Source organism: Glutamicibacter sp. NPDC087661 (assembly GCF_044743275.1).
In the GTDB taxonomy this organism is placed as follows: domain Bacteria; phylum Actinomycetota; class Actinomycetes; order Actinomycetales; family Micrococcaceae; genus Glutamicibacter.
Genome location: NZ_JBIUWE010000002.1, coordinates 492,776 through 504,921 on the forward strand (window position 1 = coordinate 492,776; position 12,146 = coordinate 504,921).

The window sequence follows — 12,146 nt, forward strand, 5'->3', positions numbered from 1 at the left end:
ACCGTTTGTGCCTGGGGCTTTTCTCAGCCGCCATAGGCGCGGATTTCTGTGGTGCGAGTCACCACTATGGCACTAATTCTCCGGTTTGTCGCCGGGTGCCATCTGGTCTGTGATCATTCTGTTATCTAGTCGACCGTATCGAAGTCTGCAGGGGTAGCCAAAATCGCGGAGTTGCTTGCATCACTCATTCCGGGCTGCGCGTGCAGCGATTTGCGCACCGCGCGGATGGCCGGGGACTGGGTGGAAGAATGCCGCATGGCGGTGAAGATGGTGCGCTCCGGAGAGCCGGGAAGATCCACCGTGCGCAGGCTGCTGCGCTGGTCGCGCAGGACCAGCTCTGGGAGCATTGCCACGGCGTTGCCTGAGGCGACTAGCTGCACGTGAGCCTGCAAGTCAGCGGTTTCGTAGCGCAGGTCCGGCTCGAACCCCGCAAGCCGGCAAGCCTGCAAGGCCCAGTGCCGGCTGGCGGCACCCGCCGGTTCCACCACCCAAGGCAGGGAGTTGGCATGCTCCAGGGTGTGCACCCGGTCGAATTCGGCGTTCCCGGCCGCACCTCGTGCCGGCAAGGCCAGGCGGATCGGATCGTGAGTCAGAACACGCCGATCGAGGTTGTCGTAGTGCGGCGCGGAATGCCCCGAGTACTGCTCCGCGACCACCAAATCGAAACTTCGGCTGCTGGTTTCATTCAACGCGTCCGCCGGTTCCTGCTGGCTCATTTCCACCCGCAGGTTGGGGTGCTTGGTGCGCAGCTCGCGCAGTACCGGTGGCATGAGGCGGAGCATGGCCGTCTGGAAAACCGCTAGTCGGACGGTTCCGGACACCGTGGACATGGCCGCGGACAAATCCGCTTCGGCGCGTTCCATGGAATCGAGCAGTTCTTCGGTATGGGCCACCAGGATCTGGGCCTGAGGGGTGAGCTTGAGGGTGCGCCCGGTGCGCCGCAGCAGCTCCACTCCGGTTTCGGATTCCAGCTGGCTCAGTTGCTGCGATACGGAGGAGGGGGAGTAGCTCAGTGCATCGGCCACCTCGGCAATGGTTCCGCGGATATGCAATTCGCGAAGCAAGCGCAATCTTCTCAGTTCAAGCATGGATTTCCGGCCATTCAGCTAGTGGGGACTCTCGGAGTCTAGACACTTCGGCAAAACCGAACGAACATCTTCGGTTTTGTTCACTTTTGCTTAAGACAATATAGGTTCATACTCGATCTTGCACACAGCTTTTCTTGGCGGTTCTCTGGCAACAGCAGACCACCGGATTAGCCATAACGACATCAGCGTTCGGTGCCGAACCACAAGTACGAATTGCATCGAAGGGACCACCAGTGTCTTTCACCTCCACCCAGCACGTAGTGCCAGCCGCACCAGATGCCGACGGCAACCCGCTCACCTCGCCGGCCGAACTCGCTGACGACGTCATCAAGCTGGTGCGCCGCTGGCTCACCGAAGCTTCCGAATACCCTGTAGATGCTGCCGCTGCCCGCCTGGCCGGTGTGCTCAAGGACCCCAAGGGCCTGGACTTCACCGTAGGCTTCGTCGATGGCGTGATCCGCCCCGAAGACCTGAAGGTCGCAGCCGCCAACCTCAAGCAGCTGGCTCCCATGGTGCCAGGCTTCCTGCCCTGGTACATGCGCAAGGCCGTCGCAGTAGGCGGCGCCATGGCCCCAGTCGTGCCGCAGGTAGTAGTTCCGATCGCCCGCAAGGTCTTGCGCGAGATGGTGGGCCACCTGATCATTGACGCCTCGGATGCCAAGCTGGGCGGCGCGATCTCCAAGATCAAGCGCGAGGGTGTGGATCTGAACGTCAACCTGCTCGGCGAAGCCATCCTCGGCGAAGGCGAAGCGGCCCGCCGTCTTGACGGCACCACCAAGCTGCTGGAACGCGATGACGTGGACTACGTGTCGATCAAGGTCTCCTCCACCGTCGCCCCGCATAACCACTGGGCGTTCGATGAAGCCGTGGAGCACATCGTGGATAAGCTGCAGCCGCTGTATAAGCTGGCTGCCAACAGCCCGAAGAAGAAATTCATCAACCTGGACATGGAAGAGTACAAGGACCTGGAGCTGACCATCGCGGTCTTCACCAAGATCCTGTCCAAGCCCGAATTCAAGGACCTGCCCGCCGGCATCGTGCTGCAGGCCTACCTGCCAGATGCCCTGGGCGCGATGATCCAGCTCCAGGAATTCTCCGCGGCCCGCGTGGCCGAAGGCGGCGCACCGATCAAGGTCCGCGTGGTCAAGGGCGCCAACTTGCCAATGGAAACCATGGAAGCCGACATCCACGGCTGGCCGCTGGCCACCTGGCACACCAAGCAGGACTCCGACACCAGCTACAAGTCCGTGCTGGAGTACGCGCTGCGTCCGGAACACTTGAAGAACATCCGCATCGGCATCGCCGGGCATAACCTCTTTGATGTCGCGCTGGCTTGGCTGCTGGCCAAGTCGCGCAACGCCACCGACGGCATCGAATTCGAAATGCTGCTGGGCATGGCCACCGGCCAGGCCGAAGCGGTGCGCAAGGACGTCGGCTCGCTGCTGCTCTACACCCCGGTGGTGCACCCGCAGGAATTCGACGTGGCCATCGCCTACCTGATCCGCCGCCTCGAAGAGGGCGCCAGCCAGGAAAACTTCATGTCCGCAGTCTTCGAGCTGGCCAAGAACGAGGCCTTGTTCGAACGCGAGAAGAACCGCTTCCTCGCATCCCTGGAAGCCATGTCCAACGTGGTCCCTGCCCCGCATCGCGTGCAGAACCGCCAGATCCAGGATCCGTCGCTGAGCACCCGCGTGGCCGGTTTCGCCGACGGCTCCACCGAGTTCTTCAACACCCCGGATACCGACCCGGACCTGAACCAGAACCGTGCCTGGGGACGCGAGATCCTGGCCAAGATGCAGGAATCGCCGCTGGGCAAGGAACTGGTCAAGAACAACACCCTGAACAGCGCCGGCGAACTCGACGAGTCCATCGCCATGGGCGTGGATGCCGCCGCCGGCTGGCAGCAGCTGGGCTCGGCCCAGCGCGCGCAGATCCTGCACCGTGCCGGCCTGCTCTTCGAGGAGCGCCGCGCCACCTTGCTCGAAGTCCTGGGCTCCGAATGCGGCAAGACCATTGACCAGGGCGATGTGGAAATTTCCGAGGCCATCGACTTCGCGCACTACTACGCGGAACTGGGCCGCGAACTGGATGCCGTGGATGGCGCGAAGTTCGTCCCGTCGAAGCTGACCGTGGTCACCCCGCCATGGAACTTCCCGATGGCGATCCCAGCCGGTTCCACCCTCTCGGCGCTGGCCGCCGGTTCCTCGGTGATCATCAAGCCTGCCAGCCAGGCCGCCCGCGTGGGCGCTGTCATGGTGCAGTGCCTGTGGGATGCCGGCGTGCCCAAGGACGTGCTGCAGCTGGTCTTCGTGGGCGATCGCTCCCTGGGCCAGCAGCTGGTCTCCGATGAGCGCGTGGACCGCCTGATCCTCACCGGCGGCTACGAGACCGCCGAACTGTTCCGCTCATTCCGCAAGGACCTGCCGCTGCTGGCCGAGACCTCCGGCAAGAATGCCATCATCGTCACCCCGAACGCCGACCTGGATCTGGCTGCGCGCGACGTCGTGCAGTCGGCCTTCGGCCACGCCGGCCAGAAATGCTCGGCAGCCTCGCTGGTGGTGCTGGTGGGCTCGGTGGCTGAATCCCGCCGCTTCAACAACCAGCTGATCGATGCGGTGACGTCGCTGAAGGTCGGCTACCCGTGGAACCCCGAATCCCAGATGGGTCCATTGATCGGCGAGCCGGGCGAAAAGCTCAAGCGCGGCCTGACCACCCTGGGCGCCGGAGAGCGTTGGGCCATTGAGCCGAAGCAGCTCGATGACTCGGGCAAGCTCTACTCGCCGGGCGTGCGCTACGATGTGGCCCGCGGCAGCGAATACCACAAGACCGAATACTTCGGCCCGATTCTCGGCGTGATGACCGCCAAGACCCTGGAAGAAGCGGTGGAGATCGTCAACGAGGTGGACTACGGCCTGACCTCGGGCCTGCATTCGCTGGATTCGGCAGAGATGGGCTACTGGCTGGAGAACATCCAGGCGGGCAACATCTACGCCAACCGCGGCATCACCGGTGCCATCGTGCAGCGCCAGCCATTTGGCGGCTGGAAGAAGTCGGCCATCGGCGCAGGCACCAAGGCCGGCGGCCCGAACTACCTGGTCGGCATGGGCTCCTGGGTGGACGCCCCCGCCACGCAGGGCGCAGCGCTCTCGGCATTCGACCAGCGCCTGCTGAACACCGCAGAACTGGATTCGGAGCAGGCGCAGTGGCTGGGCTCGGCACTGGCCAGCGACAAGCTGTGGTGGAACAACGAGTTCAACCAGGCCAAGGACCGCTCAGGGCTGGTCGCCGAGCGCAACATCTTCCGCTACCGCGCGGTTGACGTGACGGTGCGCTTCGAAGAAGCCACCAGCGGCCACGGACTGGCCGAGGCGCTGCGCGTCATTGCCGCCGGTGTCACCGCAGGTTCCCGCGTGATCTTCTCCGCTGACGTGCAGCTGCCCTTGGGCGTGCGCAACCTGTTGGCCGAGAACTCGGTCACCGTGGTGCGCGAAGACGCTGCGGCATTCGCCGCCCGTGCTGCGAAGCTGGCTGCGAAGACCGGTCCGGAGTCCGCTGCCCGCATCCGCCTGATCGGCGGCTCGATGAAGGCTGTCGCCGAGGCAGCCAACGGCAAGCCGGATGTGGCCATCTACGCATCGCCGGTGACCGCTGCCGGACGGGTGGAGATGCTTCCGTTCCTGCATGAGCAGGCGGTATCCATCACCGCTCACCGCTTCGGCACCCCGAATCACCTCAGTGATTCGCTGATCTAGCAGGCAAGCGCCTAAAGCAGTGGCCAGCATCCATTTATTTGGATGCTGGCCACTGCTTTATGCCGGAAGCTCTTTACTTCTTGCGTACCTTGAACTTGGCGACCAGAAGATCCGCGGTGGCGGAGAGGAGCGCCGGAAGAATGTAGCGGGCCAAGGTCACCAGGGTAAAGGCGAGTACGGATCCGCTGGCCGAACCAGCCACGGACAGGGCCGCAAATCCCAGGCCCACCGCCGAGAGCAGGCCGACGATCCAGCCAGCGAGCTTGCGGGGACGCAGGACGAACCAGCCAACTAGCGAAAGCACCGGCAGGAGCAGGCCCCAGACGGTGAAGTAGCCGGTGTACATTCCTTGCAGATCCAGCGCGGAGACCAGGAACCAATCGCCATACTCCACGGTGTCCAGTACCGGCAGCTTCAGCAAGATGTCCAGGACCAGCGACAGCAGGACCAGCAGCATCGCGAAGACCTTGGTGTCCTTGCGCGCTTCGAGCAACCAGAAGCTGCCGATGGCCACGAGCCTGATCACCCACAAGGCGATCAGGGAGAGCAGGCTGCCGCCGGTGACATAGTCGGCGGTGGACAGCAGCGTGGATCCGGTGATGCCGGCGATCAGCACCAGCCAAACAATGATCAGGCGGGCCGGCAGATGCAACAGTGGTTTTTCTTCGCTCACTTAGCCAAGTCTAATGAAGCTGGCTGTGCAATCCCTTTTCCTGTTCTTGGCAGGCGGGCTCAGACCTCGAGTTTCAGTGCCTTGCGCAAGGTCAGCGCGCCACCGGTGTGCATCACTGCCCTGCCGTAGATCTTCTCGGCAAACAGCAGCACGAGCCAGCAGGCAGCCAGGAGAATTGCCAGCGAAAGAATCGGCTCCCAGAAAGCTACCTCGCCGGAGAGCAGGCGGCTAGGCATTGCCGCCGAGGAGACGATAGGAATGTACGAAGCGACCACCAGGAAGCTGCCCTTGGCATACAACCCGATAAACAGCACCGCCATCAGGAGGCCCACCACGGGCCCGCTGGATTGCTGCAGATCCTCGGTACGGGTAGCCAAGGAGCCCAACGCTGCCCAGATCCCGGCCAGAAGCAGGAAACCGCCGAAGAAGAACACCACGAACCACCCGGCCACCTGGGTGACAACTCCGAGGAACGGGATCTGGATCGGGGAAATGTAGGCAGCCAGCAAGCCAATGCTGAGGAAGGCCAGGAGCTGGATCATTGCGAGAACGACATTCCCGATGATTTTTCCTGCCAGCAGCTGGCGCAGCCGGATGGTGCTGGCCAGGATCTCGACCACGCGGTTCTGCTTCTCCTCGATGACCGAGTTGGCGATGGGCATGCCGAAGAGGAATGCGGCCATGTAGAAGAGGAATGAGAAGACCAGCGCCATGGCACTGGCCATCGCGGCCCGTTCGGAATCGCCATGGAGCTGATCGAGAATGAGGTCCTCGTTATCGGGCAGGCTAGCTGATTCCAGTCCGGCCTCGGCCAGCAGCTGATCGGTCTTCACGGTTTTCATTGCTTCGCGGACCAGAGAACTGAGCTCTTGGTCGACCGCGTTGAAACCGGTCAGCGTGAATTCCTGCGCATCGGCCGAACCGGACAAGGTCGCGTTCAGCCGCTCAGCGGATAGCTGTTGCTCCGCCTGTTCAGGAGCGAGCCTGGAAATGCTCAATTCCACGTCTTCGGGGCGATCCTGGATCACCTGCTCCAGCACCCGGAAACTGGCATCGTCGGTGGCAGCCACGGCGAAATTCGACGTGCGATTGGCGAGGAATCCGGTAACGGCGACCGATCCGATGATGAACAGCAAGGTCACGATGGTGCTGATGATGAAAGCTTTGTCGCGCAGCTTGGTTTCGACTTCGCGCAAGGCGACAATGAGCCATGGAGCCGTGGTGGTGTTCACTTGATGATCTCCCGGTAGATGTCGGCCAGCGAAGGGCGATGGACCGCGAACTCTGCGACGGGCCCGCGGCTCATGGCGGTGGCGAGCACGCGTTGGGCATCGGCTTCGGAATCGAAATTCACCAATGCGTCATGGCCTGAAATATCGATAACGGTGACCCCCGGTTCATTGCGCAGCCAGCCCGTGTCGGAGCCCAGGGACAACCGGTGCCGGGATGCCTGCGTCGCACGGAGCCCGGCTGCCGATGAATTGGCCAGGATCCTGCCTTCCTGGATGATCACCAGGTGGTCCACCAGCACATCGAGCAGATCCAGCTGATGCGAAGAGAAGAGCACCGGTACGCCACGCGCTGCATAGTCGCGCAGGATGGAGCTCATTGCGTCCACCGCGATCGGGTCAAGTCCGCTGAAAGGTTCGTCGAGGATGAGCACGTCGGGTTCGTGCAGCAGTGCTGCGGTGACTTGAACGCGTTGCTGGTTGCCCAGGGACAGGGATTCGAGTTTCGACTTGGCGCGGTCAGCCAATCCGAAACGGGCCAGCAGTTCCATAGCCCGTTTGCGTGCTCCGGAGCGGGACAGGCCATGGAGCTGTCCGAGGTAGACCAGCTGGTCTATGACCGGCTGCTTGGGATACAGGCCGCGTTCCTCGGGCATGTAGCCGAAGTTGGGGCGGGTGGCTCCATTGAGCGGTTGGCCGTTGAGCGAAACAGAACCGGAATCGGCGCTGAGCAATCCCATGATGATGCGCATGGTGGTGGTCTTGCCGGCACCGTTGGCACCGACGAATCCGGTGAGCGCGCCGCCAGGTACGGTGAAGCTGATGTCATCGAGCACCAAATTCTGTGCAAATGACCGTGACACATGGTTTAGCTCAAGCATGTTTTCCTCTGCCAAGTATTGTTTCTACTCATCAGCTTAGGAAACTAAGCAGCATTTGCGCTCCGTCTGGAGAATGAAACTATTGGATGAGTCCGGCGCGGTGGGCGAATAGCACGCCCTGCACCCGGTCGCGCAGGTGCAGCTTCGCCAACAGGTTCGACAGGTGGGTTTTCACCGTGGCTTCCGACAGGGAGAGTACCGCGGCGATTTCCTGGTTGTTCTTGCCCTGGGCCAGTTCGCAGAGTACCTGGCGTTCGCGTTCGGTGAGTTTTTCCAGCTGCTGGGCCTCGGTAGTTGCCGCTGCCGAATCCGCGGCAGGGACCGCGCCGGTGCCACGCTGGATGAGCTTGAGCGTGACTTCGGGGGAGAGCAGCCCGTGGCCGGCGGCCACCTGGTGCACGGCGGCCACCAGCATTTCAGGCTCTGCATTCTTCAGCAGGAACCCGCTGGCCCCGGCATCCATGGCCTCGAAGAGGTAGTCGTCGCGGTTGAAGGTGGTCAGCACAATGACTTTGGTCTGGGTGGTGCTGGCGATGAGCTTCGTGGCTTCGATGCCGTCCATCTGCGGCATTTGGATATCCATCAGCGCCACCGTGGGGTTCAGCTCGCGAACCATTTCCAGGCCCGCTTGGCCGTTGCCTGCCGTGCCGATGACCTGGATCTGCGGATCGGTTTGCAAGATCAGTTTCAGCGACGAGAGGATCAGCGACTGGTCATCGCAGATCACCACGGTAATTTTGCTCATGTTGCCAGTCTAGTTGCCGCGTCGGAAACCACGCGCAACCGGGCCCGGGTACGCCAGCCGTGCGGAATGCGCGGGCCGATTTCCACTAGCCCATGATGCAGCTTGGCGCGTTCGCGAATGCCACGCAGGCCGTAGCCGCCACCGGCGGAATCCGGCCGGGGACGGCCGCTGTCGGTGACCTCGACTTCTATCCATGCGCCATCGGCATCGGTTCCCGAACGCAGCGACAAGGTAGCTGTGCGGGCCGTGGAATGCGCACGGACATTGGCCAAGGCTTCGCCGCTGATGCGGTAGAGCGCGAGCGACAGGCCTGCCGGCAGGTCAGAAATGAAGCCGGGCTGGTGTTCATCGCGGGAGATCTGGATGCTCAGTCCCTGGCGTTCATTGGCTGCGATCAGCTCATCGAGCTGCGCCATGGAGGGTTCGGGGTTCCGTGCCCCCTCAGCGCTGTTCGGCGAATCCTCCGGTCCGCGATGTTCGCGCAATACGCCCAGCAGTGCCCGCGTTTCGCTGACTGCACTGCGTGCCGAGGACTCGATGCCGCGCATCAGTTCGATGGACTGCTGGGGATCGCGCTCATGCACCATGCGGGCGGCCGAAGCCTGGATTCCCACCGAGGCAATGTGGTGGGCAATGACATCGTGCAGCTCGCGGGCGATGCGCAGCCGTTCCTCGTTGACCGCACGGTCTGCCAGCTGCTGGGACTGGTCGGCAATGCGCTGGGCCTGGGTTTCCACTATTTGGCTGGCGTAGGCATTGGTCCAGCTGACCATGCCCAGGAAGATCGCGCCGCCGAAGTACAGCAGGTTCATCAGCAGGTTGTAGAAGATGAAGGCCGTTGACGTCGGCAGCACGCCTGCTGGATCCTCGACCATGGAAGTTCCGGTGGCCGTGAGCAAATCGGAGGTGAAGAAGGTGACGATCACCCAGGTAGCCATGAACAGCAGCACCACGCTCATCGCTATCCACAGTCCCCGGCGGTTCTTCGACCACGTGACCGCGGTGTAGATGCCGATGAAATAGGCCAGCTGCGCGCAGAGCTCCATGCCGACTTGGTAGGTATTTTCGCTTCCGGCGCCCACGAAGGCAGCCGAACCGATGAGCATCATGGTGATGGGCCAGCGCCGGCGGAACATCAGCGGCACGATCAGGGACACAAGCACGAGATAGGCGAGAAGAGGATCGGGCGCATTCTCTTGCTCGGTCAGGGAGAGCAGCAGTTCGTGCATGGCCAGCGCCAGCAGGAGGAAGCCCGAAGCGACGATAATGTCGCGGCGCAAGCTCTTCTTATCCGGAGACGGACGTTCCCAATCCACCGGAGGCAGCGTCGGGAGCCTCCGGTGTACTAGCTCGGGGAGTCGGTACATGGTGTTCCTTGATCATCTCGTTGGCCAGGCATTGGAAACGACTTTACCGGTCTGCGGTTTTCCGGGCATGAGCCTGGAGGCTTACCCCTGGCGTTGACCCGGGAGGAAATGTGCTAGGCAGAAAGGTTACTAGGCAGTAATGTGATGGTATGCACATGATTTTCCGAATCCTCATGGTTTACCTGAACAGCAAGAAGGCTTCCAAGCTGTCGATGTTCGACACCAGCTCAGTGGGCATGCGTGCCACGCTGACCGATATCGACTTTGCCGGCCACATCAACAACGGCATGTACTTCTCGATCTTCGATCTCGGACGCTTCGACTTGATGTTCCGTTCCGGTGTCTGGGACATCATGTCCAGGAATAAATGGGTTCCGGTCGTGCAGACCGAGACCATCACCTTCCGCAAGTCGGTGCGCCTGGGAACCAAGTTCTCCCAGGAAACCCGGCTGATCGGCATGGACGACAAGTGCATCTTCTTCGAGCAGCGCATCGTCGTGAAGGGCGAAATCTACGCTCGCGCCTATGTCGCCACCCGGATGACCTCGAAAAAGGGTGCGGTTTCCAACGAGGAAATCCTGGCAGCAGTCGGCTTGGAACTGCCAGCAGACATGGTGCTGCCCGAGTGGCTGCACCAGTGGCGCCAGGACGGAGCGCTGCCCAGCACCCGCAAGCCGGCCCCGCACAATTGGATCCGCTGAATCAATTCACTCGCGCAATTCCTGCTGGACCGTGCCGGGGGGACTCAATGTGCGGGATTCGGCGAAGCCTTGGCCGCATCAATGAACATGGCGATCATTTCGGGATCCTTGACTCCGCGCGATGATTCGACGCCGGAGGAGACATCGGCGCCGAAAGCGCTGGACGCAGCCAAGGCATCAGCGACATTCTGCGGGGACAGTCCGCCGGCCACCAGCCAGCGCCGACCAGCGGCCAGATCCTTCACTGCCGCATAATCCCAGCTTTCGCCGCTGCCGGGGACCGAGGCGTCAATGAGCAGCAGATCTTCGCCCCAATCGGCAAACTGCTCCTCCGGGTCATCGCGCCGCACCGCGCGGATGACCTTGAACCCGGCCTCATGGGCGGTGCTCACATCCTTTGCCGTGCGCTGCCCGTGCAGCTGCACCCAACTCACGCCGGCTTGCGCCGCAAGCTGAAGCACCGTCTGGATCTCTTCGTCGCGGAATACCGCCACGGTGGCAATGCCTGCGGGAACCGCCTTCACCAATGCGGCGGCGCGCTGCGCGGAAATTTCCCGGGCACTGGGCGTGAGCACGAACCCGATGGCATCAGCACCATGGGCCGCAGCGGTTTGCACGTCCTGGGCCGTGGACAAGCCGCACACTTTGACGAAGGGCTTTGCTGCACTCACTTCGCGTTCTCCTTGGCCATATGGATTGGGGTGTAACCGCCAGGCGCGTTGGCGCGGATGGCCAACAAGTCGCGGGCGTGATTCCACAGCCGCTTGTCCTCCCCGGTGACGGGCACCCAGGGCTTGACCGGAACAGCGGTGCCGGTTTCATCGCGGGTCACCATCACGGTCAGGCAGTAGGTCGTCAGCTGCATTTCCCGGGTCTTCGGATCGCCAGAGCGCACATGCACCGCAACGTGCATTCCCTTGTTCCCGGTGTAGACCAGGCGCGCCTCCACCTCCACCAGGTGGCCGATCAGCAGCGGGCGGTAGAAACGCACGCCGCCGGAGAACACCGCAACGGTTTCCTGCTGGCAGTAGCGGGCCGCGCACAGCTCAGCGGCATCGTCAATCCACTTCATCACGATGCCGCCGTGGACCTTGCCGCCCCAGTTCACATCGGTGGGCGCCGCCAGGAAGCGCAGCGTCACGCGTTCGGCGGTTCCCTCATCGGTGTATACCTGATCGTTCATGGACGCGACGATCTGCTCGCGGATCTCAATGCGCGCCAGCGCATTCTCGCGCATTGCGATTTCCCGGGCCGTACCCGGGGTGAACGCCGGAACCGGGGTTGGCTTCCCATTCTCGCCGACGGCTACGAAGATCACCAGGCAGCTGCTGGACTTCACCGGCCGCAACTCGCGCGGATCGCTGAAGGACACCTCGGTATGGATGTGCATGGAGCTGGTTCCGGTGTACACCACCGAAGCGGTCACTTCCACCAGATCCCCGGAGTGGATCGGGTCTTCGAAGTGGATATTTCCTACATAGGCGGTGACGCAATAGCTGGAGGACCATCCCACCGCCGCGGCGTAGGCGGCCTTGTCGACCCACTCCAGAACGGTGCCCGCAGGAACAATCCCGGTGACATCGACGTCGGTTGGTGCCGCGAGGAATCGCAAGGTGACAGAATGCGGACGTTGTTTCAGCTCCGGGGTGCTCATGCACTCCAGTTTCGCGCACAACGCGCATCACGGGCAATGTATGACGCTTCACGGCC

At 62.5% G+C, this 12,146-nt stretch carries 10 protein-coding genes; 2 read left to right on the forward strand and 8 right to left on the reverse strand.

The window, feature by feature from the left end; translation table 11 throughout:
• Positions 1-125: 125 nt before the first annotated feature.
• Complete coding sequence (locus ACIOTN_RS09095) at positions 126-1,088, reverse strand: LysR family transcriptional regulator (RefSeq protein ID WP_105658876.1); 963 nt, start codon at positions 1,086-1,088, stop codon at positions 126-128.
• A 233-nt stretch (positions 1,089-1,321) separates the two neighbouring features.
• On the opposite strand from ACIOTN_RS09095, the gene ACIOTN_RS09100 reads away from it, so the two are divergent.
• Complete coding sequence (locus tag ACIOTN_RS09100) at positions 1,322-4,840, forward strand: proline dehydrogenase family protein (RefSeq protein ID WP_402735194.1); 3,519 nt, start codon at positions 1,322-1,324, stop codon at positions 4,838-4,840.
• 73 nt (positions 4,841-4,913) lie between these two features.
• Here ACIOTN_RS09100 and ACIOTN_RS09105 read toward each other — a convergent pair whose 3' ends face one another.
• From ACIOTN_RS09105 to ACIOTN_RS09125, 5 genes are all read right to left on the reverse strand, one after another.
• On the reverse strand, positions 4,914-5,513 hold the full coding sequence (locus ACIOTN_RS09105) for a hypothetical protein (RefSeq protein WP_402735195.1): 600 nt from the start codon (positions 5,511-5,513) through the stop codon (positions 4,914-4,916).
• 59 nt (positions 5,514-5,572) lie between these two features.
• Entirely contained in the window at positions 5,573-6,745 is a 1,173-nt protein-coding gene (locus ACIOTN_RS09110; protein WP_332488005.1) for an ABC transporter permease, read from the reverse strand.
• Entirely contained in the window at positions 6,742-7,623 is an 882-nt protein-coding gene (locus ACIOTN_RS09115) for an ABC transporter ATP-binding protein (protein WP_402735196.1), read from the reverse strand. The genes ACIOTN_RS09110 and ACIOTN_RS09115 overlap by 4 nt, the downstream gene beginning before the upstream one ends.
• Before the next feature lie 79 nt (positions 7,624-7,702).
• The gene (locus tag ACIOTN_RS09120; protein WP_105658871.1) at positions 7,703-8,368 is read right to left on the reverse strand and encodes a response regulator transcription factor; all 666 of its coding nucleotides are present in this window, start codon (positions 8,366-8,368) and stop codon (positions 7,703-7,705) included.
• Positions 8,365-9,735: a sensor histidine kinase gene (locus ACIOTN_RS09125; RefSeq protein WP_402735197.1), complete on the reverse strand. Its 1,371-nt coding sequence runs from the start codon at positions 9,733-9,735 to the stop codon at positions 8,365-8,367. Before ACIOTN_RS09125 ends, ACIOTN_RS09120 begins: the two co-directional genes overlap by 4 nt.
• Positions 9,736-9,884: 149 nt before the next feature.
• On the opposite strand from ACIOTN_RS09125, the gene ACIOTN_RS09130 reads away from it, so the two are divergent.
• A complete protein-coding gene (locus ACIOTN_RS09130; protein WP_105658869.1) occupies positions 9,885-10,436 on the forward strand; it encodes a thioesterase family protein in 552 nt (183 codons plus the stop codon).
• Positions 10,437-10,480: 44 nt separating this feature from the next.
• Here the strand turns inward: ACIOTN_RS09130 and ACIOTN_RS09135 are convergent, their stop codons facing one another.
• Positions 10,481-11,107 carry a phosphoribosylanthranilate isomerase gene (locus ACIOTN_RS09135; protein WP_402735198.1) on the reverse strand — a complete coding sequence of 209 codons (627 nt, stop codon included), beginning with the start codon at positions 11,105-11,107 and terminating at the stop codon, positions 10,481-10,483.
• Entirely contained in the window at positions 11,104-12,090 is a 987-nt protein-coding gene (locus ACIOTN_RS09140; protein ID WP_400343805.1) for an acyl-CoA thioesterase, read from the reverse strand. Before ACIOTN_RS09140 ends, ACIOTN_RS09135 begins: the two co-directional genes overlap by 4 nt.
• Positions 12,091-12,146: the final 56 nt, after the last annotated feature.